Origin of the sequence: Micromonospora sp. NPDC049645, from assembly GCF_040675155.1 — a bacterium.
Taxonomy (GTDB): domain Bacteria; phylum Actinomycetota; class Actinomycetes; order Mycobacteriales; family Micromonosporaceae; genus Micromonospora.
The window spans coordinates 145,644-169,810 of the sequence record NZ_JBFAOI010000011.1 but is presented as its reverse complement, the minus strand read 5'-3'; the positions used below and the strand labels follow the sequence as shown (position 1 = coordinate 169,810).

Genomic DNA, 24,167 nt, shown 5'->3' with positions numbered 1-24,167 from the left:
CAACCTGGAAGAGGGGGAACGACCGTGGCGCCAGCCCACCCGCCGCCCGGAGCCCACATCGCCTTCATGTCCGTGCCGCTGCACGGCCACGTGAACCCCATGCTCGGCGTGGTGGCGGAACTCGTCGGCCGGGGGCACCGCGTCACCTTCGCCACCGCACCGGCCTTCGGTGCGCTGGTCGAGGAGGCGGGCGCCACCCTGGTGCCGTACACCTCGACCTTCCCGTCGCCCGGCGCGCCGGGCCGCGGTTGGCTCGCGACCGACGACGACGGTCGGCAGGCCGCCGCGGTCTTCGCCCGCGAGCGCGACGTCGCGCTGCCACAGGTCGCGGCGGCGTACGTCGGCGACCGCCCGGACCTGATCGTGTACGACACGGTCACCGCCCACGCGCCGCTGCTCGCGAGGCACTGGCGGGTGCCGGAGGTGCAGTTCTCGCCGACCCACGTCTTCTACCGGGGCAGCGAGGAGCAGATCGGCGCCCCCGTCCGGGTCGCTCCCGACGTCAAGCCGTGCGTGGTGGCGATGCCGCGATCGTTGCAGGTCAACGCCGCGCAGGTGGACGACGCGTACCTCTTCGTCGGCCCCGTGCCGTGGCGACGACGCACCGACGGCGACTGGACCGCCCCGCCGGGCCGCCCGGTGGCCCTGGTCTCGCTCGGCACCACGTACAACACCCGGCCCGGCGTCTTCGCCGAATGCGCGGCGGCGTTGGCCGGCGACGGCTGGCACGTGGTGATCGCCACCGGCGCCACCGTCGATCCGGCCACGCTGGGCGACCTGCCGGCCGGCGTCGAGGTCCACCGCTGGGTGCCGCAGGTGCGCGTGCTGGAACAGGCCGGCGTCTTCGTGACCGCCGGCGGCACCGGGAGTGTCCTCGAAGGGCTCACCCAGGGCGTACCGCTGGTGGTGGTCCCGCAGGGGGTCGAGCAGTTCGTGACCGCCGCCCGGGTCGAGGCCCTGGGCGTCGGCCGGGTCATCCCGCCCCGGGCCTTCGACGCGGCGGCCGTGCGCGACGCGGTACGGGCGGTCACCACCAGCCCCGAGGCCCGCGTACGGCTCGACGAACTGCGCGCCGAGATCGCCGCAGCCGGTGGTGCTCGCGCCGCCGCCGACCACATCGAACTGCACCTGCCCCGGGCCGGGGCGACCCCGATGGAGAAAGGACGCGCGGCATGACGACCACGGTCACCGCACCAGACCCGGTCCGGATCGCCCCGGCGGAGCCACCGCCCGTGGTGCGGGTGCGCGGGCTACAGATGAGCTACGGCGCCCAGCAGGTCCTCCGTGGCATCGACTTCACCATCACCCGTGGCCAGATCGTCGCCCTGCTCGGGCCCAACGGCGCGGGCAAGAGCACCACGATCGAGATCCTGGAGGGCTTCCGGCTCCGGTCCGCCGGGGAGGTCAGCGTGCTCGGCGTCGACCCCGCCCGTGGCGACGAGGCGTGGCGGGCCCGGCTCGGCATCGTCCTGCAGTCCTGGCGCGACCACGGCAAGTGGCGGGTCCGGGAGCTGCTCTGCCACTTCGGCTCCTTCTACCGGCCGTACGCCACCGACGGGGTGACCCGGCCGTGGGACGTCGACGAGCTACTGGCCGCCGTCGGGCTGACCGAGCAGGCCGACAAGCCGATCGCCGCGCTCTCCGGTGGGCAACGCCGCCGGCTCGACATCGCGGTCGGCATCGTCGGTCGGCCCGAGGTCCTCTTCCTGGACGAGCCCACGGTCGGCTTCGACCCACAGGCCCGGCAGGAGTTCCACGAGTTGCTCCGGACCCTGGCCGACGCCCGGATGACGATCCTGCTGACGACCCACGACCTGCACGAGGCCGAGAAACTCGCCGACCAGGTGCTCATCCTGACCGGCGGTCGGATCGCCGCCCGGGGGACCGTCGCCGAGCTGGCCCGTCAGTTCGGCGGGGAGGCCGAGGTGACCTGGACCAGCGGCGGCCGGACGCACAGCGCCCGTACCGCCGATGCCTCGACCTTCGTCCGGCAGCTGATCCAGGGTGGCGGAGAGGTCGAGGATCTGCGGGTGCACCGAACCGGTCTGGAGGAGATCTACCTGTCCATGGTGGCGGGCGAGGAGGCGAAGCGATGAACGTGACGGGCAACGCCGTACGGCAGGGATTGAGCCGTGGTGGCACCGAGCTGCGCCAGGTGCTCAGCAACGGCCAGGATCTCGGCAGCAACCTGGTGTGGCTGATCGGCCTGCTGGCACCGATCTACTTCCTGCGCGACAACATGCTCGCCGGCACCGACGTGTCGGTGGCAGCCTTCGTCCTGCCCAGCCTGCTCAGCATGTGCATCGGGTTCAACGGCCTGCTCAACCTGGCGCAGCAACTCGTCGTCGAACGCGAGGACGGGACGCTGCTGCGACTCAAGGCGCTGCCGCACGGCATGGTGTCGTACCTGATCGGCAAGGTGCTGCTGGTCGCCGGCATGGTCCTGGTCGCCTGGGTCGCGGTGCTCGGCACCGGTGCGCTGCTGGTCGACGGTCTGCACCTCGGCGAGGCCGGGCGGTGGCTCACCCTGCTCTGGCTGCTGCCGCTGGGCCTGCTGGCGATGCTGCCCCTCGGCGCGGTCTTCGGCTCGCTGATCGAGAGCCCGCGCAGCATCGGGCTGGTCATGCTGCCGGTCTTCGCCCTCGCCACCATCTCCGGCATCTTCCACCCGATCGCCGGCTTCCCGACCTGGTTGCAGGTCGTCGCGCAGGTCTTTCCCCTGTACTGGCTGGGGTTGGCGGCCCGGTCCGCGCTGCTGCCGGAGAGCGCCCTCGCCGCCGAGATCGGCGAGTCGTGGCGGCACTGGGAGACCGTGGCCGCGCTCGGCGGCTGGGCGGTGCTGGGCATGCTCGCCGCGCCGGTGGTGCTGCGCCTGATGGCCCGCCGCGAGTCGGGTTCCACGATGGCCGCCCGCCGCGACCGTGCCCTCAGCCGCCGCGCCGCCTGACCTGATCCACCCGTAGCTGTTCGATGTTCATCCGTTCCCACCCGAGGAGAGTGCTCATGTCCCGACTGGCCGAAGACCTTGTCCTGCTGCTGCTCGACGACGAGAGCGGGCGCAGCACCGTCGACCTGGGCCGCCGGTACCGCGCGGTCGGCAGTGCCGTGCTGCTCGACCTGGTGCGGGCCGGTCGCATCTCGATCCCCGCGTCGGACGACGCCCGGGAGGCGCGGGTGGTGGTCTCCGACGGCAGCCCGACCGGCGACCCCGCCCTGGACACCGCGCTGGCGAAGCTGGGGGAGAAGCCGACGAAGGTCGGCTGGGCCGCCGAGAACCTCGGTCACGACTGCTGGCAGCCGCTGCTCGAACTGCTCACCGCCGACGGCGCGATCCGGGTCGAGGAGAACCGGGTGCTCGGCCTGGTGAAGACCCGGCGCTTCCCGACCGCTGACGGTTCGCGGGAGCGGGAGATCCGGGCCGCGATCGAGGCCGCCCTCAACGGCGCCCAGCCCGACGAGGAGACCGCCGTGTTGATCACGATCCTGCACGGCATCGGCGCGGTCCCCGGTGCCCGGGACGAGGCGACCCGGGAGCGGGCCGCCGAGATCGCCCGGACCGGCTGGGCGTCCGGCCCGCTGCGGGACGCCTTCCACGGGCTGGACACGGCGCAGCTCCTGATCCTGTTCGCCGCGAGCTGACAGCCGTGTCACCCGCCGCCGACCTGGTCCTCGTCGTCGACCACCAGCTGCCGACGCCGGACCGCGACTCCGGTTCGCTGCGCCTGCAACGGGTCATCGACGAGCTGCTCGCCCTCGGGCGTCAGGTGCTGTTCTTTCCGCAGAACGCAAGGGCCGAGCGGCCGTACGCGGACCGGCTGCGCGCCGCCGGCGTCGGTGTCATCATCGACCGGCGGCAGCAGACCCGGTTCCTTGCCGACGAGGGGCACCGGATCGGCCTGGCGCTGCTCTGCCGCCCCGAGCCGGCGGTGCAGATGCTGGCGCGGGTGCGCGACGCCGCTCCGGGCTGCCTCGTCGCGTACGACACGGTCGACGTGCACTTTCGTCGACTCGATCGGCAGGCGGCGCTGGCCGCGGCGCAGGGCGGCCCGGACCGGTACGCGCTGCGGGCGCGGGCCGACAGCATGCGAGCGGTGGAGCTGCTGCTGACCCGTGAATGCGATGTGACGCTCGTGGTCTCCGACGAGGAGCGCCGACTGCTGGAGGAGTTGGTGCCCGACGCGTGGGTCGAGGTGCTGTCGAACATCCACCGGCCGCCACGCGTCAGGGTGGAGCGCGCGTCGACGCCGACAGTGCTCTTCGTCGGCAACTACCTGCACGAGCCGAACGTCGACGCGGCACGCTGGCTGTGTACCGAGATCATGCCGTTGGTCTGGGCCGAGATACCGGATGCGACGGTGGATCTGGTCGGTGACGCGGCTCCGCCCCCGGTCAGGGAACTGGCCGGTGACCGGGTCACCGTGCACGGCTGGGTGCCCGAGCTGGCACCGGTGTACCAGCGGGCCCGGGTGGCGGTCGCGCCGCTGCGCTACGGCGCCGGCGTGAAGGGCAAGGTGGGGGAGGCGATCGAGTACGGCGTCCCGGTGGTGGGCACGCCGATCGCCTTCGAGGGCATGGGCCTGGTGGCCGGCACCGATGTCCTGGGCGGGGAGACCGCCGCGGAGCTGGCCGGCCAACTGGTCCGGTTGCTCCGCGACGACGAGCTTGCCGCGCGCCTCGTCACAGCGGCCGGAGCAGGGCTGTCGGCCCGGTTCGACGCCCGGGTGGCCCGGACGGTCCTGGACCGGTTGCTGAGCCGCCCACCGGCTGGTGCCGCACCCCACCAGACGTCGAGGCAGGTCGTCGATTCGAAATCTTTAATAGCGACTTGTCGGACTGCGTCGGTTTCGGTGGGATAGAGGGAGCAGGCGAGACCCGCCCGGAGGTGCCCAGTCGGACCTGTCGGGCAGGTCGCCGGGACCAGTCATATGCCCGGAGGCATCGTTCTAGTCATCACCTCCAGGTCATGACGGGTCCCGGCCCCCGCGAGCACCTTCCCCCGGGGTTGCTCGCGGGGGCGTTCGCCGTCCCCGGACTCGTGCACCGGTATGGTCCCGACAGAATGTGGCGCGGACCATTCGGCGGACACGATAAGTCGGCGGACTCGGCGTATTCTGCTCCGTGGTCCGACACCGGGCCGCGTCAAATTGGATTAGGAAAGGCACACGAGGTAGTCGCATGGCCACGCAGATTGCGCAGCCCGACTTCGGGCGACGGTTGCGACGCCTCCGCACCGAACGCGGAATGTCCCAACGGGACCTTGCCGTCGGTGCGGTCAACCAGTCCTACATCTCGCTGCTCGAGTCCGGTACCCGGGTGCCGACCCTGGAGGTCGTCGCCCACCTGGTCGCTGTCCTCGGCGTACCGATGGCCGCCCTGATCGACGACGCCGACGCCGCCCCGGACCCCGCACCCGCCCCAGCGCCGCGACCGTCGCACGACGGCGTGCGACCGCCCCTGGAGGCCGCCCGGCTCGCGCAGGAACTGGTCACCAGCAGCGCGATCGAGCAGGGCGATCTGGTCCGCGCCGAGCAGGGTCTGACCAGCGCCTACCGTGCCGCCCGCGAGGCCGGTGCGGCGGCGGCCATGCTGAGCAACGGCCTGGCCCTGGAACGGATCCTGGAGCAGCGCAACGACCGGGCCGCCCGACACGCCCTGCTCGAGGAACTTGTCGAGGTCGCGGAGAAGACCGGCGTCCCGGAGGCGCTCGTGCGCGCCCGCATCGCGCTGATCGGCGCGGCCCGTGACGTGGGCCGCCTCGACGAGGCGTTCACCCACATCGAGCTCGCCGAGCAGGAGATCACCAGCACCGCGTTCGTGCGCGGCAGCGAGCACATTCGCCTGTACGCGGTGCACATCTCGGTGCTGAGCGACGCCGGCGGCGGGGCCGAGGTGATCCGGATCGTCGAGCGGATGATGGCGATGGCGCTGGAGCTGGACAGCCCCGCCATCACCGGTCGCGCGCACTGGGTGGCGAGTATCGCCATGGCGCGGATGGGCGAGGTCGAGCGGTCCCTGGAGCACCTGCGTTCGGCACGGGAGATGCTGGCGAACCCCACCACCTCCCTGCGGGACTGGGCGCGCTTCGCGGCGGCGGCGGTGTCCGCGCTGATGGACGCCGAAGCCGACCTGTCGGAGATCACCGCGCACATGGTCGCCGCCCGCGCGGCCATGTCCGCAGCCGATCTCGCCGCCGCACCGTCCGCGGCCGCCAGCCTGGAGGTCCGGTACGCGGTGGCCGTCGGCGAACCCGAGCGGGCTCTGGAGATCGCCAACGCGGTCGACGAGGCGGACCTGTCGGCCATCGAGCGGGTGCGTTTCGTCCTGGCGGTCGGCCGGGCCCAGCGCCGCTGCGGACGATCCGAGGAGGCCGCCGGCTCGTTGCGTCGGGCGGCCCAGCTCGCCGAGGCGGCTTCGGCGTACCGGCGGGCGGTGCAGATCTGGCGCGAGGTGGATGACGCCCCGGCGTCCTGAGGGGTCGCCGGCGAAGAAGCGGCGGGCACGTGCGGAAGCCCTCCACCACCGACGGGTGATGGAGGGCGCGAAGCCGGCCGCGGCTCCCTCGCTGCCGCGACCGGCTGATCGGGCGTCGTCGTTCACCAGGGCCAGTCGGCCGACGCCGGGGCCGCCAGCACCGGCGCGTCGGCGACCGCCACGATGCCGGTCTGGGACCTGTCGGTCGTGGTCTCGTCGGTCGGATCCGAGCCGGCGAACGCGATCGCGGCGAACGCGATCGCGGGCATCACCAGGCGGCGAACGAGGCGGGTGTCGTCAGTGGCGGCGGCTGCGGTGTGCTTCGTCATGCCTCTATGTCTAGTGGCTCGCACCGCACCGGGTGGAGTCTGGTTCGAATTTTTTGGAGCCAGGCTGATCGGAGGTGGCGCAGAGGTGCCCGCTGCCCTTAAAATCGCGCGCCGTCACGCCGGGGGTGACGGCTCTTTCAAGAGTTCGATATGGCGTTGCCTGCGCCGCCGCCCGATCGCTGAGATTGCTTCGGCGAGAGCACGGCAATGTGATCGGTAACCTGCCGCATCATTTCCGCCGGGCCGCTTCCCGAACCATCGATCGGCATTCGGAGGCAATTCATGTCCCTGTCAGGAAAAGTTCGCCGGGTGGTCACCGCGACCGTGCTGATGACTGCCGCCGCGGTCTCCGTCGCCGCGCCGGCTGTCGCCCGCCCGTCCGCCACCGCGTCGGTGCTGCCCCTGCCGTGGGAGGCGACCTATGGCGGCGCGACGGCGAGCGGCACCCAGACGGTCCAGCAGGACCCCCTCGGCGTCGGTCAGAAGCGCACGGTCAAGGGCATCATCAAGACCGGCACCGCCACCGGCTGCTTCCACGTCCAGATCCAGCACGCCGGTACGACCTGGGAGTCGCCTCTGACGTGCGCCGGTGAGAGCCCGCAGTCGTTCGTCACGACCTTCCAGACCTACCTGGTCGGACGGCCCTCCGCCACCGCCCGGCTGTGCGCGGGCACCGCGTGCGGCGCGCCGACGACGCTCTGGTGACCAGCTCCGGGGTGCGCCGCCGAGGCCCGCTGGTCGAGGTGGGGTGAGGGCGGTACCCGACGAGCCGCGACGACGAGGACCTCCGGTCCGAAGTGGGGCTTCCACTTTCGACGGAGGTCCTCGTCGTCGTTGCTCCGATGACCGATCGCCAACGCGGCCGTACCCGGATGCAGTCATCAACTATGACTGAGATTTCTCCTAGCGCATGACTTGGCCGGAGTCGCCTGAAGTTGGCTGTGTAGTTCCTGAAAGAAGGCTCTGACCGGGCGCGACGCGGCTGGGACTTCCACCGGACGGGTATTGACCGGCATGACCTAAGTCATTAACCTGATGACTGCCTGGTGATGACAAGCCAAGCGGTGTCGGTCGATATTCGGGGGGTATCACAGTGAACGAGCGCGAACTACAGGCCTTCGTCGCGGTAGCCGAGCACGGACGGATGGACATGGCAGCCCGCGCCCTGGGCTACTCGCAGCCCGCAGTCAGTTACCAGATCAAGTGCCTGGAGATGACCCTCGGCACGAAGCTGTTCGTCCGCACCTCCGCCGGCGTCACGCTGACCCGCTCCGGCGCGTTGATGCTGCCGTCCGTGCAGGCAGTCCTCACGCTCATGCGCGGCATCAAGGCCACGACCGCCGATCTGGAACTCGTCGGCTGACGTTCCTCCCGAACCCCGGGTCCTCGCAACTGCCGAGAACCCGGGGTTCGTCCGCGTTCAGGTAATGCTGGCGGCCCGTCGTAACCACCGAGGTCGGCGCGGCGGGTCCGCCTAGGATGAGGACATGAGCGCTGCGGCCGTCGGCATGCACGCCCCGGCGAGGATTCGGCGGGCGCGCGATGCCCGCTGAGGCCGACGTCGTCATCGTCGGCGGGGGCCTGGCCGGCCTCGCCGCAGCCCGCCGTCTGCACCGCGCCGGCGTGCCCTGGCGGCTGCTGGAGGCCAGTGGCCGACTCGGCGGCAGGGTCGCCACCGACGTCATCGACGGTTACCGGATAGACCGCGGCTTCCAGGTGCTCAACACCGCCTACCCCCGGCTCGGCACCGTGCTCGACATCGACAGCCTCGACCTCGGGTACTTCACCTCCGGTGTGCTCGTGCGCAAGGGCGACCACCTGCTGCGGTTGGTCAACCCGCTGCGCGAGCCGACCGGCGGGCCCGGCACCGCGCTCGCCGGGGTCGGCTCGCTGCTCGACCGGTTGCGCTTCGCCGCGCTCGCCACCGGTTGCGCCACGCTGCCCACGTCCCGGCTGCTCGCCGCGCCGGAGACCAGCACCGAGACGGCGCTACGTCGGGCCGGCCTCTCCGACGCGATCATCGAGGAGCTGCTGCGGCCGTTCCTGTCCGGCGTGTTCATCGACCGGGAGTTGGCCACCTCCAGTCGCGTGCTGGCGATGGTGCTGCGCTCCTTCGCCCGCGGCCGGATCGGCCTACCCGCCGAGGGGATGGCCGCGCTGCCCCGGGCCGTCGCCGACCCACTGCCGGACGACCTGCTCGACCTGGACACCCCGGTCGCGGAGGTCGCCCCCGGCCGGGTCCGCACCCAGGCCGGCGACCTCCGCTGCCGGGCCGTCATGGTCGCCGTCGACCCACCTGCCGCGTCCGCGCTGCTGCCGGCGCTGGCGACGGTACGCATGCACAGCTACACCACCTACTACCACAGCACTCCCGAGCCGCCGCTTACCGAACCGATCCTGCTCGTCGACGGCGACCGACGGGAACTCGTCGCCAACACGGTGGTGCTCAGCAACGCCGCCGCCACGTACGCGCCGGCCGGGCGGCACCTGATCGCCACGTCGGTGGTCGGCCCGACCGCCCCACCCGAACCGACCATCCGGGCCGAGGTGACCCGGCTGTACGGCCGTTCCACCGCCGACTGGACACACCTCACCACCGTGTCCGTCCCCGCGGCGCTCCCCGCCGCACCGCCGCCGCAGGGACGACTGCGCAAGCCCGTGGCGCTGGGGGAGGGCCTGTTCGTGGCCGGTGACCACCGGGACAGCCCATCGATCCAGGGCGCTCTCGCCAGCGGCTGGCGCGCCGCTGGCGCCGTCCTGGACGAGCTGCGCGCCGGCTGAATGCCGTACCCGAGCACGCTGTTATATTCCTGTAGCCCATCGTGCTCGTGCAGGCGTGGGCGCCGGCCGGCTCGATGCTGGCTGCTGATCGCCGAGCGGGATAAGATCCGGCGCGGTGTTCGGGGCGGTAGCTCAGCCGGTTAGAGCAGGGGACTCATAATCCCTCGGTCGCGGGTTCGAGTCCCGCCCGCCCCACGGACGTCTCTGACCTGCGATTCTTGGCTGCGCAACAGTAGTACGTCAGGCGAACAGCTGTCGAAGCCGAGTCTTTTCTGGCGAGTGAGTGATCCTGCATGCATAATGAATGCATGGTTGCTCTCCAGATTCGGGACGTGCCGGAAGAAGTACGAGACGCTCTGGCGGCGCAAGCCAAGGCGCGCGGGCAGTCACTTCAGGCGTACCTGCTGGATCTGGTGGAGACGCAGGCCCGGCGGCTGCGCAATACGGCCGCTCTCGATCGCTTTTCCGGCCGATCGGACGGTGCTCACTCCCTGCCGGGAGAGAGCGCGGCCGAGTTGAACGACCAGCGGGAGCAGCGCGGACCATGGGAAGGCGCCGCATGATCGTCGTGGACGCGTCGGTTCTGGCCGATGCCCTGGTCGATGATGGGTCGGTCGGTGACGCGGCGCGGGCGGAGCTGACCGGCGATCCGCACTGGGCTGCACCGAGCCATCTTCTGGTCGAGGCCATGTCGGTGATCAGAGGCAAGGTCCTCGGTGGGAAGCTGGGCCTTGCCCGGGCTCAGGAGGCAATCGACACCCTGCCCTCGTTGGTCATCGATGAGGTTGCCATCCCTACGCTGCTTGACCGGATGTGGCAGTTGCGGGGCAACGTCACCATGTACGACGCGGCTTACGTGGCGGCGGCGGAGTGGTTGGCCTGCCCGCTCGTGACCGGTGATGGTCGGCTCACCAAGGCCAGCGGCGTCCGTTGTGAGTTCCGACTGCTCGCGGTGTCCTGACGGGGGGACCGCCTGCAAGCGGATCACCGGCGATCGTCGCGGGGTGATACCTCCGGCCACCAGCCCTCTGTCTGGGTGGTGGCCCTAATGCCGGGTGCCTTCGGTCCGTGCCCGCAAACCCCTGAAGTGCTGCACCTGGCCCCGTCCACTGACGACTGCCCAACCAAGGCTATGACAGCGGCAGTTACCGTTCGGGTATGACTCAAACCCCTTGGTGGGGCGTGCCACTCCTGGCCGGCCTGTTCGCCATTGGCGGTGTAGTGGTATCCCAGGTTGTCACGATAGCTCTGGACCGCGTGAAGGTCAGAAGAGAAGACGCTCGGCGATGGCACGCGGAACGCCGGCAGGTTTACGTTGGTTACATCATGGCGCTTCAGCGCACGGGCCAGCAGTTTTATATTCACCGGGAGGGCAAGGAAAGAGCTGATGAATTGACCGTGGCCTTCGATGAGCTGATGTTCAAGGCGGAAGAGGTGGTTTTGATTGCGTCGGACGATGTTCGAGCGGTGGCAGGTAACTTGAGTAGCTGGTTCATTGGCGTATCGCATCTTCACGAGGAGGGTGATCTGGAGGAAGGCGAATTCGCATATTTTCACCAGCAGGTAGCGGCCTTCCGGACCGCTGTGAGGCGTGAACTTCAGATCAAGTAAGCCGAGGGCAGAGCCGGCGGTCAGGTGGGGTGTACGTTCTGACCCGAGATACTCGGTTAGTGAAAACCGAGTCTTGTCGCTCCGTCGGAACAAATTCTCTCCGCGAAAAATGCCCTACCGGTTGCTGGATGTGCACGGAGTCGGCCGTCCGGTAATCCTGGTCCTCCCACGATCGTTTAATGCGCTCGACTCCGGCCGCTTGATGACTGATTTGACCGCCGCCGCAACGATCAGCGTGTCCGGTCCGATCGGGCGTACTGTCGCGGCATTCGGTGATTACGTGGGGGCGGAACCCCTTTTCCAGAGCTGACAACCCCTCTGGCGTCGGTTAGCTGAGTAGCCAGCATCGACCGGGCCGGTGGCATGCGGCGGAGCCGCGATCGACTGACGCGCGCGGCGATCCGGAACCGACGCTGCCGTCAGCCAGTCGGCATCGTCGAAGACTCGGCGCATTGATCACGACCAGCATGCCGACGGCGCTTCCAGCACGCGGTCTACGACCGCACCCGGGATGCTGCGCTGTCCCCGCCGCTGACGACTGCTCCGGCCAACATCGTGCTCGGCTGCGGCGGCGTCTTCCTCATGCACCCGGAGCTGCTTGCTCCCTGGGACCCGGGCACCGTCGTGTCGACTGCTCTGAAGACGGTGGATCGCGAGGCCATCCGAGCGCGGAGTCCCGCCGAGTAGACCGTGCGGAGACCCTTGGTATTCAGCGTTGCTATCTAGCGGTACCTAGTGTTACGGTCTACCGGTACTCAGCGACGCTTGGTAGCGAGGGGGAGATGGCATGGCCAACCAGATGACAGAGATGCTCAAGGGCACTCTCGAAGGCATCGTTCTGGCGATCCTGGCCCGCAGGTCCGCGTACGGCTACGAGATCACCGCGTGGCTGCGCGACCGGGGCTTCTCGGACATCGCGGAAGGCACCATCTACGCGCTGCTCGTCCGTGTGGAGCAGCGCGGGTTCGTCGACGTGGAGAAGGTCCCCTCCGAAAAAGGGCCTCCACGGAAGGTCTATTCGCTCAACGCGAGGGGGCGAGAGCAACTCGCCGACTTCTGGAGGACGTGGAGCGTCCTCGCCGAACGCATCGAGCAACTCCACGACAACGACAATCAACGTAACCAGGGAGCATGAGCATGGCCGCGAAGTGGATCGAGACGATCGTCGGGTCGCTTGACCAGAAGAAGCAGTACAAGCAGCACATGGCCCGCATGGAGGCTCTGCCAGAGCCCTATCGCGGCGCGGCCAAGGCTCTTCAGCGGTACTTCCTGTACCAGGGAGGGATCGTCGATGGGGACACGCTCGTCACGATGCTCGGTGACTTCGTCGACCTCTGGGAGCGTGCGGCGGCCGACGGGACACCGGTCCGCGCGATCGTCGGTGACGACCCGGTCGAGTTCGCCGAGACGTTCGTGCAGGCGTACTCCGGTAGGCAGTGGATCGACAAGGAACGCGCTCGCCTCCGCGACGCGATCGACGCCGCCGCCGGCGACAACGGCGAGGAGAAGAGGGCATGACCACCACGACGCGTGAACCCGCGATCAGGGTGCGGGCCATCACCAAGTCCTACAAGGACCTGCACGTGCTGCGCGGCGTCGACTTCGGGGTGGCAGCGGGGAGCATCTTCGCTCTGCTCGGCTCGAACGGCGCCGGAAAGACCACGCTGGTACGGATCCTGTCGACGTTGCTGAAGGCGGACACCGGCACCGCGACCGTCAACGGCTTCGACGTAGCCTCGGCTCCGGGCGACGTACGCAAGTCGATCAGCCTGACCGGCCAGTTCGCCGCGGTCGACGGAGTGCTCACCGGGCGGGAGAACCTGATCCTGGTCGCGAAGCTCCGCCACCTGAAGAATCCGGGTGCGATCGCCGACGACATGCTCGCCCGTTTCTCGCTCACCGACGCCGGAAATCGCCGGGCGGCGACGTACTCGGGTGGCATGCGCCGACGGCTGGACATCGCGATGAGCCTTGTCGGCAATCCGCCGGTCGTGTTCCTCGACGAGCCGACCACCGGCCTCGACCCGCAGGCGCGCATCGAGGTCTGGCAGACGGTACGGCAACTCGCCAAGGATGGCACCACCATCCTGCTGACCACCCAGTACCTCGACGAGGCCGAGCAACTCGCCGACCGGATCGCGATCCTGCACAAGGGCACGATCATCCAGAACGGCACCCTCGCCGAGCTGAAGCAGCTCCTCCCGTCCGCCAAGGTCGAGTACGTCGAGAAGCAGCCGACCCTCGAGGACGTCTTCCTCGCCCTCGTCGGCGAAACCAGTGACACCGCCGACAAGGTGGCCGTGTCCGCAGGAGAGGAATCCCGATGACCACCCACGTCCTCAGCGACACCGGAACCCTCACCGGCCGCTCCCTGCGTCACATCATCCGCAGCCCGGACACCATCATCACCACGGCGGTCACCCCGGTCGCGCTGATGCTGCTCTTCGTGTACGTGCTGGGCGGAGCCATCAACACCGGATCCGACGAGTCGTACATCAACTACATGCTCCCCGGCATCCTGCTCATCACGATCGCATCCGGCATCGCCTACACGGCGTACCGCCTGTTCCTCGACATGCAGGGCGGCATCTTCGAGCGTTTCCAGTCGATGCCGATCCCACGGCCCTCGGTGCTCTGGGCGCATGTCCTGACCTCACTCGTCGCCAACCTGGCCTCGATCGTGATCGTCACAGGCGTTGCACTGATCATGGGTTTCCGCACCGGCGCGTCCGTAGCCGACTGGCTCGCCGTCGCCGGCATCCTGATCCTGTTCACCCTCGCCCTCACCTGGATCGCCGTGATAGCGGGCCTGTCCGCCAAGACCGTCGACGGTGCGAGCGCCTTCAGCTACCCGCTCATCTTCCTGCCCTTCATCAGCTCGGCGTTCGTCCCCACCGGCACGATGCCTGGCCCGGTCGCGTGGTTCGCCGAGAACCAGCCGGTGACGTCCATCGTGAATGCCCTCCGCGCGCTGTTCGCGCAGCAGCCCGTTGGCAACGACATCTGGATCGCCCTCGCCTGGTGCGCCGGCCTGCTCCTGGTCGCCTACGCCGCCGCGACAGCCATCTACCGCAAGAAGATCAGCTAGCTGATACGCACGAAGGCAGCGCCGCATCCGTTTGGATGCGGCGCTGTTGTCAGGAGTAGACCATCAGGCGGAAACCCATCGGCACTCGCTGATGACGAGGCAGGCCGAGCACCTCGTAGTCGACCGAGAGGCCGTCGGAGAAGACACCTCCTCCGCCGTCCATCGTCACGTTCGGCATCGTGATCGTGATGAAGACGGGCAGCTCCATCCCCGCCGCTAGCCTGATCGGGTGAAACGGGGTTGCCTCAGCCGGGTCGAATGTGACATCAGTGGCCACCTCGGGTTGGTTGACCGCCAGCTTCGCGACCTTGAACACCTGCTGATCGGCCGGATGGCGATTGATGCCAGTGATCGTCACGGGCCATGGACCGGGATTGCGGATGGACGCGCCGTACGTGACCTGTCGCCCCGGATCGAAAGCGAATCGCATCTCCGTCCTCGAGTTTTCCATGCGGGACTCGCCGTCAGCTCCGTGCCACCACGAGCTGCCGTGATCGAGGCGATGGCTCGTGGTACTCAGCAAATACCCGGCACACACTGTGATCGCCAACATCGCGGCGACCCGGAGTGTCCATCGACGTCGCGCTGGAGGCGTCCTCGGGGGCTGAGGCCGGGACGCGGCAGGTCGGCGGCGTGGTCTCCTGGTATCGGCGGCAGTGGCGGCGGGAGGATCGGTGACGGCCGGCACCGCGTTGCGGAGCGGCAGCGTCATGACAACGCACGCTACCGCGCACACTCGTCAGACGCTGGCCCCCGATTCAGCGCGGAAGCCTACGGCTGGTTCAGGGGAGGCAGGTGTCGGGTTCCGGGTCAGGGCAGCACGCGGTAGGTCACGTGCAGCACCGAACTCGCCGCCCGCGCCGTCACCTGTTCGAGGTTCAGCGGCGGGACGCCCTCGAACAGCCGCACGCCGGCACCGAGGGTGAACGGCACGATGTGCAGCCGCAACTCGTCGACCAGACCGGCGGCAAGGTACTGGTTGATGGTGGTCGCACCGCCGTGGATCGAGATATCGCCGTCGCCGGCCGCCGCGCGTGCCTGGGCGAGCGCCGACTCGATCCCGTCGGTGACGAAGTGGTAAGTGGTGCCGCCCTCCATCGGCTGCGGCTCCCGCGCGTGGTGTGTGAGCACGAACACCGGCGCGTGGAACGGCGGGTTGTCACCCCACCAGCCGTTCCACTGGCGATCCCAGGCGTCACGCACCGGGCCGAACATGTTGCGCCCCATGATCACCGCCGAGGCGGCATTGATCTGGTCGACCTCGGCCTGGTTCTCCTCAGCCTGGTCGAACATCCAGGCATGCAGTCCGCCGCCCCAGCCGTCACCACCGTCGTCACCGAACGGGCGTTCCTCGGTCTGGTTGAGCCCTGCCGAGAATCCGTCGACGGTGATCGTCTGGTTGACGATAACCTTGCCGCTTCGCGTGGTCATTGCGCACTCTCCATTGGCAATCGTGTGTGCGAGAAATCAGCCTACGGCCGCGATGATCAGTGCGATTCCCACGCCGACATCGACAACCGCGCAGAACAGCGCCCAGGAGCGGCTCACCACCAGGTTGACGTGATGGTGGTAGGCGTCCCAGACAGCATGGAAGAGGAAGCCGACGCCGGCCACGACGGCGCCCACTCGCGGTTGCGTCGCCGCGGTCAGCAGAGTGATCGCGCCGAAGGCCACCGTGCCGGCGGTCTGTACGGAGAACGTCCGCACCGGGATGAACCGACGCCGCGCCACCGCCCACACCCACAACGGCACCAGCAGCAGCGTCATCCCGACCGCCGGGTCGACCGGCAGCGAGAGCAGTCGTGCCAGCAGGTGCAGGCCGGTCACCACGACGCTCAGGACGACGAACGCCAGCCACGCGGTCCACGGCCGGCCGAGGGCGTACGCCATGAGGTAGATCCCGGCCATGGTGGCCACCGCCGGCCCGAACAGCTCGGCCCGCTCGTGCACCAGCGTGATCACGGTGACCGCGCCCGCAACGACGAGGAGTGCCACCGCGATGGGCCAGCGGTCGACCAGTCGGGGCCGGCGCGCTGGCAACTGTTGAGTCATGGCCACGATGCTGCCGGCGTCCCCGCCCTCGGCGCCGCTCGCGGATCGAACGTGTCCGAATCGCTGGGACGTGGGGCCGAAGCCGTGGCGTCAACCCGTGGGCGCCGCAGCCTGCGTCGTCCGGTAGCGGGAGGGCGGCACCCCGTACCGGTCGACGAACGCCTGCCGCAGCGACTCGGCGGAGCCGAACCCGCACCGTCGTGCCACGGCCCGCAACGGCAGCCCGGTCGAGGTGAGCAGGTGCGCGGCCGCCTCGGTGCGCACTCGGCGGACGTAGCGCCCCGGCGTCTGCCCGAGGTGTTCGACGAACAGTCGGGACAGGTGACGCTCGCTTACTCCGCTGAGCCGGGCCAACGCGGCCGTGCCCAGATCGTCGGCGAGGTGGCTCACGATGTGGTCGTTGATCCCGCGGACCATGTCGTCGTCGGTGGCTCGGCGGGTCAGGAACATGCTCATCTGGGCCTGCCCGCCGGGCCGTTGCAGGTACGCCACCGTGCCCATCGCCACGCCCCGGGCCAGCGCGGCCCCGTGATCCTCCTCGATGAACGCGAGGGTCAGGTCCAGTGCGCTCGTCACCCCACCCGAGGTGGCGACGTTGCCGTCCCGGACGTAGATCGGTTCGGCGTCGACCCGCACGTCGGGAAACCGCTCCGCCAGCCGGTCGGCGTACATCCAGTGCGTGGTCGCCCGCCGGCCGTCGAGCAGGCCCGCCTCGGCCAGCACGGTCGACCCGGTGCACACCGAGGCGACCCGTTGCGCCAGCGCGGCCAGCCGCCGGACGTGGCTGACGAGGTGCGGGCTCGCCGCGGCCCGCTCATGGCCCCGGCCGCCGGTCACCAGCAACGTGTGCACCGGCCCGGTGACCCGTTCCAGGCCTGCCTCGGCCGCCAGCCGCAACCCGGAGTCGCAGCTGATATCCCGCTGACCGGGGGTGGCCAGGACGACCCGGTACGGCGGCGCGGCGCCGATCCGGTTGGCGATGTCGAGACTGGACGTGACGCAGGCGATGTCGAGCAGTTCCGCCCCGTCGTACCCGACGACGAGGAACACCCGTTCGCGCATGGCACCAGCGTAGCTACCCCTAGGGGGTATGGGTAGCCGTCGACCGCGACCGCATCTTCACACGTCGGCGAGCTGCGCCGGATCGACCCGGGCAAGGCGGGCCGCGTCCTGTCCCGGCGGTAGTCCGAACAGTCGCCGGTATTCGCGGCTGAACTGCGACGCGCTCTCGTAGCCGACCGCGAACCCGACGGCCGCCACGTCACCGGGTGAGGCCAGCAGTCGAGCCCGTGCCTCTTGCAGCCGAATCAGCTTCTGGAACTGGATGGGTGTCATGGTCGTGACGGCCCGGAAATGGCGGTGCAGCGACGTCACGCTCATCCCGGCTGCCCGCGCCACGTCCTCGACGCGGAACAGGTCGGCGTGATGCTCGCGGATCCAGCGGATCGCCCGCTCGATCTGCGCGACGTTGCCGTCGCCCAGCCCGATCTGTCGGACCGTGCCACCCTGCTCGCTGGTCAGCAACCGCCAAACCAGCTCGCGTTCCACGCCCGCCCACAGCACGCGCTGGTCGTCGGGGCGGTCGAGCAGTCGCAGCAGCCGCACCACCACGTCGAGCACGTCGTCGCTCGCGGTGCTGACCGCTATGCCCGCCGCCGGCTCGCGTCGCGCCGACGGCGTTTCCAGCAGAAGCTCCGCGATCAGAGGCGGGCGCAGCGCGAGGCCCAGCACCAGGTACGGCACGGTGGGGCTGGCCTCGCTGACGTGGGCGATCACCGGCAGCTCCATCGACGCGACGAGGAACTGCCCAGCACCGTACGAGAAGACCCGTTCTCCCAGTATCGCGTACTTTGCGCCCTGTGCGACCAGAGCGAAGACCGGCGCGGACTGGGACGGCATCGGCTCGGTGGGCGAGTCGGTGCGGTGCAGGACGAGGCCGGCCGGTGCGGGTCGGCCAACATGGCGCAGCACCAAGTCACGGATCTCGGGCAGAGCGCTCATGGGCTCATCCTGCCGACTTTGGCAGGATCGGGCAACGCGCTGCCAGTTCTGATCTACCCGACCGAAGGCCCGCAGGTGTCCACTGGAGGCATGCCACTCGACAATTTCGTCACACTAGGCCGCTCCGGCCTGCGTATCAGTCCTTACACTCTGGGTGCGATGACCTTCGGCGAGGACCATGGCTGGGGTGCCTCGGTCGAGGAGTCCGAGGCCATGATCACCGAGTATCTGGAACGTGGCGGCAACTCCATCGACACCGCCAACATCTACACCAACGGGCACTCCGAGAAGATCATCGGCGACTACCTGGCCGCTCGGCCCGGTCTGCGCGACCGGATCGTCCTCGGTTCCAAGTTCTTCGGCAACCTGTTCGCCGGAGACCCCAACGGTGGCGGCGCCGGGCGCAAGGCCGTGGTCGCCCAGGCCGAGGAGTCGCTGCGCCGGCTGCGCACCGACTACCTGGACATCTACTGGCTGCACAACTGGGACCGTGGCGTCCCGGTCGAGGAGACGCTGCGGGCCCTCGACGACCTCGTCACGGCCGGCAAGATCCGGTACGTGGGTCTGTCCGATCTGCCCGCCTGGAAGGCGGCCGAGGCACAGGTCGTCGCGCACTTCCGTGGCTGGACGCCAGCGATCGGGATGCAGCTCGAATACTCGTTGCTCGAACGGACGGTCGAGGGCGAACTCATCCCGATGGCTGCCGAGCACGGCCTCGGGGTGCTGCCGTGGAGCCCGCTCAAGAGCGGCTGGCTATCCGGCAAGTTCGTCCGCGGAAACAACAAGGTGGACACGACGCGCACCGGCCTGGTGGGCAGTCCCGGAAAGCGTGACTGGCAGGTGATCGACGTACTCCACGAGGTCGCGAGCGACGCCGAGGTGACACCGGCGGCAGCGGCTCTGGCCTGGGTCGGTGCCCGACCGGGCGTGACCTCGGTGCTGATCGGGGCGCGACGCCTCGACCAACTCAAGACGAACCTGGCCGCGGTGGACGTACGGCTGTCGGCGGAGCAGACGGCACGACTCGACGAGGCGTCGACACCTGTGCTCAACTTCCCGGCCGACAACAATCGTTACCTCGCGCCGAGGCTCGCCTTCGCCGGCGCGAAGGTCGACGGCCAGCCGAGCCTCGTGTCGCCTGTCCTGGTCGACGGCGTCAGGTATTGAGCACCCTGCCGGGCCGACCAGACCGCTGTCCCGTCACGGCGGTGCGGGCCGGACCCCCTCGTGGTCAGGGTCGGGCCGTCGACCACGGCCCGACCCGCTCAGCCCTCGTCCAGCGCGTTCGCCACGGCCTGCCGAAGGGTCGCCGGTGGGCGGCCGAGCAGTCCTGCCAGGTCGTCGGTCTGCCGCTCCAGTGCCCCGGAGCGGGCCAGGCCCATCAGGAAGCCCATCGGCCCCGGCGTCTCATCGGTGGCCTCGCGGTAGTCGACCCTCCTGCCGGTGGTCTCGCTCAGCACCTCGGCGAGCTGCGGATATGTCCACCGGGGCCCCGTCAGGTCGTAACCACGACCCAGGTGCGCGTCGTCGGTCAGCACGGTCGCGGCGGCCGCCGCGAGGTCCGCGCGGAGTGCGGTGTTCAGTCCACGTCCACCGGTGCCACTGGTGAGCCTGCCGGACTCGACCGCGTCGCGAAGCCCCGCGTTGATGAACGCCTCGGTGTAGAACGGGTTCCGCAGCATCGCGTACCCGAGCCCACTGTCGATGATCGCCTGCTCGGTCGCGTGGTGGGCGGCGTTCATGCCCGCGCCGTCGCGGTCGGCGCCCAGGAAACTGGTGTAGGCGATGGCGCGTACCCGGTTGGCGCTGGCTGCCTCGATCGCGGCCAGATGCTGCCGGATCCGGCGGTCCGGAGCCAGTTCCGGCGAGGAGATCAGCAACAGTCGCTCCGCGCCCCGGAACGCCGACCTGAGACTCGCCGGGTCGTCGTAGTCGCCGTGCCGTACGGCAACACCGAGCGCGGCCAACTCGGCGCTGCGCGCGGGGTGGCGTACCGCGACGGCGATCCGGTCGGCGGGCAGCCGGGTCAGGAGCTGCCGGACGACGAGCCGGCCGAGCGTTCCGGACGCTGCGGAGACAATGATCATGCGACCCTCCTCGGGCGGAGTGCGGTTGATCTAGCGGCCGTCAGAAGACACCTGCTCACCGGATCGCGCCACCGATTTTCGGGCGTCCGCGCGGGTTTGGTACCGCGGCGGTCGGGACGCGAGGCGGAGCGGCAGCTCGGGGCTGGCGCACGTCAGGTCAGGACACGCGCGTGCGGATCGCCGACCGGGTCGGGACGACGCGGTGGCGGCGCACCGGGTACAGGATCGGGTGCGCGATGCTCCAGGCCGCGCCCGCGCAGACGAACTCCTTGTAGCGGGCGGCCAGACCTCCGGTGATCTGGGCCGGCCTGGCCCGGTCGTCGGCGGTCACGTACTGGATGATCCCGTCGCGGCGGCCGAGGCTGATGCACTGGTTGAAGTAGCGCAGCGGAGCCTTGGGGAACGTCGTCCGACCGCTCAGGCGCGCGGCGATGGCGTCGGCGGCCTGCCAGGCCATCGGGATGCCCGAGGCGCAGGACATCCGCAGCGGCTTGCCGCCCGGTCCTTCGGCGATCGCGGCGTCGCCCACCGCGTACACCTCGGGGTGTGAGACCGACCGCATGGTGGCGTCTACGACGATCTGCCCGGTGTCCGCGACGGCCAGGGTGGTGGCCGCGGCGATGGGGTGGACGGCGAAGCCGGTCGTCCACACGGTCACCTGCGCGAGGATCTCCCGACCGTCGCGGGTGAGCGCGCCGGTCGCCTCGACGCGTGCGATGTCGGTGTGCTCGTGCACGGTGATGCCGAGCCGGTCGCAGACGCCGCGCAGGTGTCGCTGCGCCTTGTCGTTGAGCCAGTCGCCGAGACCACCACGGGCGGCGAGCGCGACGTCGAGGTCAGGCCGGGCCTCGGCGATCTCGGTGACCGCTTCGAGGCCGGTGAGGCCCCCGCCGACGACGAGCACGGTCCCGCCGGCCGCGAGGTGGGCGAGGCGGTCGCGCAACCGCAGCGCCGAGGACCTGCCGGCGATGTCGTACGCGTGCTCGGCGACCCCCGGGACGCCATGCTCCGCGGCGGCGCTGCCAAGGGCGTAGACGAGCGTGTCGTACGCGATCTCGTCGGTGCCGTTGTCGTCGGCGAGCGCGACGGTCCGGCGGTCGGCGTCGACGGCGGTGACCCGCGCCAGTCGCACCTCGACGCCGGTGCCCGCGTAGATGTCCCTGAGCGGGCGGCGCTTGAGGTCCTGCCCGGTGGCGAGCTGGTGCATGCGCACCCGCTCGACGAAGTCGGCGTCGGCGTTGACGACGGTGATCTCGGTGTCGTCGCGGTGCAGCCGCTTGGCGAGGCGGCCGGCGGCGGTGGCGCCGGCGTAGCCGGCTCCGAGGACGACGATGCGGTGCTTCATGGTGGCACTCCTGTCTCGGTGGCGGTCGCTTCCTGAACCGGACAGCGCCCCGATTCCTGACAGGAGCCGGCTATGAGCTGGGTCACCAGACGTGCAGGGTGGGCTCCTCGTGCTCGGAGGCGGACCACTGGCGGGTGGCGCGGACGAGCTTGTCGGGGTTGACCTGGTTGTGGATGGCCGCGACACCGTCGGGCGTCACCTGAACGGACATGACGCCGATGACCCGGTCGTCGATCACGACCACCACCGCCGGGGCGCCGTTGACGGTGGCGATGTGCAGCGCGGGGCTGCCGCCGACCAGGTCCCGCTTGACGTCGGCGGGCCGGAACAGGCCCCGCATGAACTTCGCCACCGCCAGTGCGCCGACGATCGGCGCGGTCCGGGCCGGGATCTTGCCGCCGCCGTCACCGATGCTCGTCGCGTCGTCGGTCAACAGCTCGACCAGCCGCTGGATCTCGCCGTTGTTGGCCGCCGTGAGGAACTCCGCGACGATCTTCCGCGCCGTCGTCCGGTCCACCTCCGCCCGGGCCCGCTCCGCGGTGACGTGCTGCTTGGCACGCCGGTAGGTCTGCTGGCAGTTCGACTCGGTGATGCCGAGGATCTCGGCGATCTCACCGTGCGAGTAGCCGAACGCCTCCCGCAGCACGTACACCGCCCGTTCGTTGGGCGACAACCGCTCCAACAGGGTGAGCACCGCCACCGACACGGATTCGCGCTGCTCGGCGGTGTCGAGCGGACCGAGCATCCGGTCCCCGGCGAGGACCGGTTCGGGCAGCCACGTGCCCACGTAGGTCTCCCGCCGGGCCCGCGCCGAGGTCAGCTGGTTGAGGCACACGTTGGTGAGCACCTTCGTGAGCCACGCCTCGGGCGTCTCGACGTGCTCCCGGTCGGCGGCCTGCCAGCGCAGGAAGGTGTCCTGGACGGCGTCCTCGGCGTCGCTGGCCGAGCCCAGCAGGCGATAGGCGATCGCCTCCAGGCGACCCCTGGAGTGCTCGAACAGCTCGACCTCGTCCGGACTGAGCGGCATGACTCGATAGTCAACCACGCGCGCGAGCGGGCCGGCCGGTCGGCGGCGTACCCGACCGGGCTCGGGCGGAGGGCAGCGGCAGCCCACCCGGCGGCCCCGGTCACCGCGTTGCGGCACCATGCCCGGCGGTCCGCCGGGGCCGGTCACCGCGTTGCGGGATCGTGCCCGGTGGTCCGCCGGACGTCGCGCGGCATCGACGGACGATGGACGTGGCGGCCAGCACCGCTGTCAGGCAGATCGCGACGGCGGCGATGAGCGGTGGGCGGGCGCCGAGGTGGACGGCTGCGGAGCCGAGGGGGATCGCCACGACGAGCGGCCCGAACATCGCGGTGTTGGCCGTCGCGGAGACCCGGCCCAGCAGCGCCGACGGTGTGTGGGTCTGCACGGCGGTCACCGCCGCGACCAGGGTCCAGGGCAGGCCGACGCCGGCGATCACCGCCCCGGTGACCGTGGCCGGCCACCACGGCAGGCACCGCGCCAGGCACCCGAGCGCGAACAGCGCCGTCCCGGCGACCCCGACGGCCACGGATCCCCTCCCCGCGATGAGCCGCCCGACGATGAGGCCACCGAGAATGGAGCCGGCTCCCTGCGCGCTTGCCAGCACGCCCAGGAACGTCGTCGGCAGGCGCAGCTCGGTGACGACGGTCGCGTAGATCGCCGCGGTCGTGAAGCCGGACATGGCGATCGACACGGCGGCGAGCACGACCGGCAGACCGACCGCCCGCTGTCCGAACAGGATCGTCGAGCCGGTTCGCGGGCCGCGCCCGGTGCTCTGGTGGGTAGGTGTCCGGTTCAGGCGGAGCACCGCGTACAGGATGGCGACCAGGGCCGGCGTGACGGCGCTGAGGACGGCGACCGCGTGGCCGCCGCGCCACGTGTAGAGGCCGGCACCGGCCAGGGGGGCGACGAGTCTCATGCCCTCCTGTGCGCTGGAGCGCCACCCGTTGACGTCGCCGAGTTCCGCCGTCGTCAGCGCGGCCGGCAGCAGCGCCGTCTCGCCCGCGTCGATCAGCACGTAGCTGACGCCGTAGACGCACGAGACGGCGAAGATGAGCCAGGTCTGCCCCGGGCCCCGCACCGCGAGGAGGGCCAGCAGGGTGGCGGCCAACACGAGGTTGACGGCGATGACCAGGGGCCGCCGTGGCGCGCGGTCGAGCAGTCCGCCCAGCCAGGGGCCGGCGAGCACGGGGGCGTACGCGCAGAGCCCGGCGAGAGCGGCGAGGCTGGTGGAGCCGGTGAGGTCGAGGATCCAGATGCCGGCGACCAGGGACATCGTGCTGCTGCCGAGGCCGGACAGCAGGGAGATCACCACGAGCAGGCCCGCGTTGCGACGCATGAGCACTCCGAGTTGAGTCGAGGTGACTCACATCTTCAA

Annotated in this window: 27 protein-coding genes and 1 tRNA gene; 18 read left to right on the top strand and 10 right to left on the bottom strand. The window is 70.1% G+C overall.

The window, feature by feature from the left end; translation table 11 throughout:
* The first annotated feature begins 24 nt into the window (after positions 1 to 24).
* The 6 genes from AB0J33_RS23635 (at position 25) to AB0J33_RS23610 (ending at position 6,471) form a co-directional block, all read left to right on the top strand.
* Positions 25 to 1,176 carry a nucleotide disphospho-sugar-binding domain-containing protein gene (locus tag AB0J33_RS23635; protein WP_363616188.1) on the top strand — a complete coding sequence of 384 codons (1,152 nt, stop codon included), beginning with the start codon at positions 25 to 27 and terminating at the stop codon, positions 1,174 to 1,176.
* Positions 1,173 to 2,096 carry an ABC transporter ATP-binding protein gene (locus AB0J33_RS23630; protein WP_363616187.1) on the top strand — a complete coding sequence of 308 codons (924 nt, stop codon included), beginning with the start codon at positions 1,173 to 1,175 and terminating at the stop codon, positions 2,094 to 2,096. The genes AB0J33_RS23635 and AB0J33_RS23630 overlap by 4 nt, the downstream gene beginning before the upstream one ends.
* Positions 2,093 to 2,947 (top strand): ABC transporter permease, encoded by an 855-nt coding sequence (locus AB0J33_RS23625; RefSeq protein ID WP_363616186.1) that lies wholly within the window; start codon positions 2,093 to 2,095, stop codon positions 2,945 to 2,947. The genes AB0J33_RS23630 and AB0J33_RS23625 overlap by 4 nt, the downstream gene beginning before the upstream one ends.
* A 56-nt stretch (positions 2,948 to 3,003) precedes the next feature.
* Complete coding sequence (locus AB0J33_RS23620) at positions 3,004 to 3,639, top strand: GPP34 family phosphoprotein (protein ID WP_363616185.1); 636 nt, start codon at positions 3,004 to 3,006, stop codon at positions 3,637 to 3,639.
* A gap of 5 nt (positions 3,640 to 3,644) precedes the next feature.
* A complete protein-coding gene (locus AB0J33_RS23615) occupies positions 3,645 to 4,856 on the top strand; it encodes a glycosyltransferase family 4 protein (protein ID WP_363616184.1) in 1,212 nt (403 codons plus the stop codon).
* A gap of 319 nt (positions 4,857 to 5,175) precedes the next feature.
* Positions 5,176 to 6,471 (top strand): helix-turn-helix transcriptional regulator, encoded by a 1,296-nt coding sequence (locus tag AB0J33_RS23610; RefSeq protein ID WP_363616183.1) that lies wholly within the window; start codon positions 5,176 to 5,178, stop codon positions 6,469 to 6,471.
* A 122-nt stretch (positions 6,472 to 6,593) separates the two neighbouring features.
* On the opposite strand, the gene AB0J33_RS23605 is transcribed toward AB0J33_RS23610, so the two are convergent.
* On the bottom strand, positions 6,594 to 6,800 hold the full coding sequence (locus AB0J33_RS23605; protein ID WP_363616182.1) for a hypothetical protein: 207 nt from the start codon (positions 6,798 to 6,800) through the stop codon (positions 6,594 to 6,596).
* Between the two features lie 282 nt (positions 6,801 to 7,082).
* On the opposite strand from AB0J33_RS23605, the gene AB0J33_RS23600 reads away from it, so the two are divergent.
* The 11 genes from AB0J33_RS23600 to AB0J33_RS23550 all read left to right on the top strand — a co-directional run bounded on the left by AB0J33_RS23600 (position 7,083) and on the right by AB0J33_RS23550 (position 14,280).
* Positions 7,083 to 7,505 (top strand): hypothetical protein, encoded by a 423-nt coding sequence (locus AB0J33_RS23600; RefSeq protein WP_363616181.1) that lies wholly within the window; start codon positions 7,083 to 7,085, stop codon positions 7,503 to 7,505.
* 388 nt (positions 7,506 to 7,893) lie between these two features.
* On the top strand, positions 7,894 to 8,163 hold the full coding sequence (locus tag AB0J33_RS23595; protein ID WP_363616180.1) for a LysR family transcriptional regulator: 270 nt from the start codon (positions 7,894 to 7,896) through the stop codon (positions 8,161 to 8,163).
* Between the two features lie 179 nt (positions 8,164 to 8,342).
* Positions 8,343 to 9,581 carry an FAD-dependent oxidoreductase gene (locus AB0J33_RS23590; protein ID WP_363616179.1) on the top strand — a complete coding sequence of 413 codons (1,239 nt, stop codon included), beginning with the start codon at positions 8,343 to 8,345 and terminating at the stop codon, positions 9,579 to 9,581.
* 121 nt (positions 9,582 to 9,702) lie between these two features.
* A tRNA-Ile gene (locus tag AB0J33_RS23585) sits at positions 9,703 to 9,776 on the top strand.
* A gap of 113 nt (positions 9,777 to 9,889) precedes the next feature.
* A complete protein-coding gene (locus tag AB0J33_RS23580; RefSeq protein WP_363616178.1) occupies positions 9,890 to 10,144 on the top strand; it encodes a hypothetical protein in 255 nt (84 codons plus the stop codon).
* Positions 10,126 to 10,542: a type II toxin-antitoxin system VapC family toxin gene (locus AB0J33_RS23575; protein ID WP_363616177.1), complete on the top strand. Its 417-nt coding sequence runs from the start codon at positions 10,126 to 10,128 to the stop codon at positions 10,540 to 10,542. The genes AB0J33_RS23580 and AB0J33_RS23575 overlap by 19 nt, the downstream gene beginning before the upstream one ends.
* A 197-nt stretch (positions 10,543 to 10,739) precedes the next feature.
* Complete coding sequence (locus AB0J33_RS23570; protein ID WP_363616176.1) at positions 10,740 to 11,192, top strand: hypothetical protein; 453 nt, start codon at positions 10,740 to 10,742, stop codon at positions 11,190 to 11,192.
* Positions 11,193 to 11,979: 787 nt separating this feature from the next.
* Complete coding sequence (locus tag AB0J33_RS23565; RefSeq protein ID WP_363616175.1) at positions 11,980 to 12,327, top strand: PadR family transcriptional regulator; 348 nt, start codon at positions 11,980 to 11,982, stop codon at positions 12,325 to 12,327.
* Positions 12,328 to 12,329: 2 nt separating this feature from the next.
* Complete coding sequence (locus tag AB0J33_RS23560) at positions 12,330 to 12,710, top strand: DUF1048 domain-containing protein (protein ID WP_363616174.1); 381 nt, start codon at positions 12,330 to 12,332, stop codon at positions 12,708 to 12,710.
* Positions 12,707 to 13,519 carry an ATP-binding cassette domain-containing protein gene (locus tag AB0J33_RS23555; RefSeq protein WP_363616173.1) on the top strand — a complete coding sequence of 271 codons (813 nt, stop codon included), beginning with the start codon at positions 12,707 to 12,709 and terminating at the stop codon, positions 13,517 to 13,519. The genes AB0J33_RS23560 and AB0J33_RS23555 overlap by 4 nt, the downstream gene beginning before the upstream one ends.
* Positions 13,516 to 14,280, top strand: coding sequence for an ABC transporter permease (locus AB0J33_RS23550; protein ID WP_363616172.1), 765 nt, complete (start codon positions 13,516 to 13,518; stop codon positions 14,278 to 14,280). Before AB0J33_RS23555 ends, AB0J33_RS23550 begins: the two co-directional genes overlap by 4 nt.
* A 49-nt stretch (positions 14,281 to 14,329) precedes the next feature.
* Here the strand turns inward: AB0J33_RS23550 and AB0J33_RS23545 are convergent, their stop codons facing one another.
* The 5 genes from AB0J33_RS23545 to AB0J33_RS23525 form a co-directional block, all read right to left on the bottom strand.
* The gene (locus tag AB0J33_RS23545) at positions 14,330 to 14,710 is read right to left on the bottom strand and encodes a hypothetical protein (RefSeq protein ID WP_363616171.1); all 381 of its coding nucleotides are present in this window, start codon (positions 14,708 to 14,710) and stop codon (positions 14,330 to 14,332) included.
* Between the two features lie 380 nt (positions 14,711 to 15,090).
* On the bottom strand, positions 15,091 to 15,711 hold the full coding sequence (locus AB0J33_RS23540) for a dihydrofolate reductase family protein (RefSeq protein ID WP_363616170.1): 621 nt from the start codon (positions 15,709 to 15,711) through the stop codon (positions 15,091 to 15,093).
* Between the two features lie 36 nt (positions 15,712 to 15,747).
* Positions 15,748 to 16,332, bottom strand: a complete 585-nt coding sequence (locus AB0J33_RS23535) for a hypothetical protein (RefSeq protein WP_363616169.1) — start codon at positions 16,330 to 16,332, stop codon at positions 15,748 to 15,750.
* 90 nt (positions 16,333 to 16,422) lie between these two features.
* Positions 16,423 to 17,394, bottom strand: a complete 972-nt coding sequence (locus tag AB0J33_RS23530; protein ID WP_363616168.1) for a GlxA family transcriptional regulator — start codon at positions 17,392 to 17,394, stop codon at positions 16,423 to 16,425.
* 57 nt (positions 17,395 to 17,451) lie between these two features.
* Complete coding sequence (locus AB0J33_RS23525) at positions 17,452 to 18,333, bottom strand: AraC family transcriptional regulator (RefSeq protein ID WP_363616167.1); 882 nt, start codon at positions 18,331 to 18,333, stop codon at positions 17,452 to 17,454.
* A 159-nt stretch (positions 18,334 to 18,492) separates the two neighbouring features.
* Between AB0J33_RS23525 and AB0J33_RS23520 the strand changes: the two genes are divergently transcribed.
* Positions 18,493 to 19,500 (top strand): aldo/keto reductase, encoded by a 1,008-nt coding sequence (locus AB0J33_RS23520; RefSeq protein WP_363616166.1) that lies wholly within the window; start codon positions 18,493 to 18,495, stop codon positions 19,498 to 19,500.
* 98 nt (positions 19,501 to 19,598) lie between these two features.
* Here AB0J33_RS23520 and AB0J33_RS23515 read toward each other — a convergent pair whose 3' ends face one another.
* From AB0J33_RS23515 to AB0J33_RS23500, 4 genes are all read right to left on the bottom strand, one after another.
* The gene (locus AB0J33_RS23515; protein WP_363616165.1) at positions 19,599 to 20,420 is read right to left on the bottom strand and encodes an NAD(P)H-binding protein; all 822 of its coding nucleotides are present in this window, start codon (positions 20,418 to 20,420) and stop codon (positions 19,599 to 19,601) included.
* A 157-nt stretch (positions 20,421 to 20,577) separates the two neighbouring features.
* Positions 20,578 to 21,765 (bottom strand): FAD-dependent oxidoreductase, encoded by a 1,188-nt coding sequence (locus AB0J33_RS23510; RefSeq protein ID WP_363616164.1) that lies wholly within the window; start codon positions 21,763 to 21,765, stop codon positions 20,578 to 20,580.
* Between the two features lie 82 nt (positions 21,766 to 21,847).
* On the bottom strand, positions 21,848 to 22,792 hold the full coding sequence (locus tag AB0J33_RS23505; protein ID WP_363616163.1) for an RNA polymerase sigma-70 factor: 945 nt from the start codon (positions 22,790 to 22,792) through the stop codon (positions 21,848 to 21,850).
* Between the two features lie 100 nt (positions 22,793 to 22,892).
* Positions 22,893 to 24,128, bottom strand: a complete 1,236-nt coding sequence (locus AB0J33_RS23500) for an MFS transporter (protein WP_363616162.1) — start codon at positions 24,126 to 24,128, stop codon at positions 22,893 to 22,895.
* Positions 24,129 to 24,167: the final 39 nt, after the last annotated feature.

What these genes read in the sequence shown, in the direction of transcription:
- AB0J33_RS23630 (WP_363616187.1), top strand. Translation starts at nt 1,173, where the DNA reads ATGACGACCACGGTCACCGCACCAGACCCGGTCCGGATCGCCCCGGCG.
- AB0J33_RS23540 (WP_363616170.1), bottom strand. Translation starts at nt 15,711, where the DNA reads ATGACCACGCGAAGCGGCAAGGTTATCGTCAACCAGACGATCACCGTC.
- AB0J33_RS23555 (WP_363616173.1), top strand. Translation starts at nt 12,707, where the DNA reads ATGACCACCACGACGCGTGAACCCGCGATCAGGGTGCGGGCCATCACC.
- AB0J33_RS23575 (WP_363616177.1), top strand. Translation starts at nt 10,126, where the DNA reads ATGGGAAGGCGCCGCATGATCGTCGTGGACGCGTCGGTTCTGGCCGAT.
- AB0J33_RS23505 (WP_363616163.1), bottom strand. Translation starts at nt 22,792, where the DNA reads ATGCCGCTCAGTCCGGACGAGGTCGAGCTGTTCGAGCACTCCAGGGGT.
- AB0J33_RS23560 (WP_363616174.1), top strand. Translation starts at nt 12,330, where the DNA reads ATGGCCGCGAAGTGGATCGAGACGATCGTCGGGTCGCTTGACCAGAAG.
- AB0J33_RS23605 (WP_363616182.1), bottom strand. Translation starts at nt 6,800, where the DNA reads ATGACGAAGCACACCGCAGCCGCCGCCACTGACGACACCCGCCTCGTT.
- AB0J33_RS23550 (WP_363616172.1), top strand. Translation starts at nt 13,516, where the DNA reads ATGACCACCCACGTCCTCAGCGACACCGGAACCCTCACCGGCCGCTCC.
- AB0J33_RS23515 (WP_363616165.1), bottom strand. Translation starts at nt 20,420, where the DNA reads ATGATCATTGTCTCCGCAGCGTCCGGAACGCTCGGCCGGCTCGTCGTC.
- AB0J33_RS23610 (WP_363616183.1), top strand. Translation starts at nt 5,176, where the DNA reads ATGGCCACGCAGATTGCGCAGCCCGACTTCGGGCGACGGTTGCGACGC.
- AB0J33_RS23530 (WP_363616168.1), bottom strand. Translation starts at nt 17,394, where the DNA reads ATGCGCGAACGGGTGTTCCTCGTCGTCGGGTACGACGGGGCGGAACTG.
- AB0J33_RS23570 (WP_363616176.1), top strand. Translation starts at nt 10,740, where the DNA reads ATGACTCAAACCCCTTGGTGGGGCGTGCCACTCCTGGCCGGCCTGTTC.
- AB0J33_RS23520 (WP_363616166.1), top strand. Translation starts at nt 18,493, where the DNA reads ATGACCTTCGGCGAGGACCATGGCTGGGGTGCCTCGGTCGAGGAGTCC.
- AB0J33_RS23500 (WP_363616162.1), bottom strand. Translation starts at nt 24,128, where the DNA reads ATGCGTCGCAACGCGGGCCTGCTCGTGGTGATCTCCCTGCTGTCCGGC.
- AB0J33_RS23545 (WP_363616171.1), bottom strand. Translation starts at nt 14,710, where the DNA reads ATGCGATTCGCTTTCGATCCGGGGCGACAGGTCACGTACGGCGCGTCC.
- AB0J33_RS23535 (WP_363616169.1), bottom strand. Translation starts at nt 16,332, where the DNA reads ATGACTCAACAGTTGCCAGCGCGCCGGCCCCGACTGGTCGACCGCTGG.
- AB0J33_RS23565 (WP_363616175.1), top strand. Translation starts at nt 11,980, where the DNA reads ATGGCCAACCAGATGACAGAGATGCTCAAGGGCACTCTCGAAGGCATC.
- AB0J33_RS23620 (WP_363616185.1), top strand. Translation starts at nt 3,004, where the DNA reads ATGTCCCGACTGGCCGAAGACCTTGTCCTGCTGCTGCTCGACGACGAG.
- AB0J33_RS23590 (WP_363616179.1), top strand. Translation starts at nt 8,343, where the DNA reads ATGCCCGCTGAGGCCGACGTCGTCATCGTCGGCGGGGGCCTGGCCGGC.
- AB0J33_RS23625 (WP_363616186.1), top strand. Translation starts at nt 2,093, where the DNA reads ATGAACGTGACGGGCAACGCCGTACGGCAGGGATTGAGCCGTGGTGGC.
- AB0J33_RS23525 (WP_363616167.1), bottom strand. Translation starts at nt 18,333, where the DNA reads ATGAGCGCTCTGCCCGAGATCCGTGACTTGGTGCTGCGCCATGTTGGC.
- AB0J33_RS23510 (WP_363616164.1), bottom strand. Translation starts at nt 21,765, where the DNA reads ATGAAGCACCGCATCGTCGTCCTCGGAGCCGGCTACGCCGGCGCCACC.
- AB0J33_RS23580 (WP_363616178.1), top strand. Translation starts at nt 9,890, where the DNA reads ATGGTTGCTCTCCAGATTCGGGACGTGCCGGAAGAAGTACGAGACGCT.
- AB0J33_RS23600 (WP_363616181.1), top strand. Translation starts at nt 7,083, where the DNA reads ATGTCCCTGTCAGGAAAAGTTCGCCGGGTGGTCACCGCGACCGTGCTG.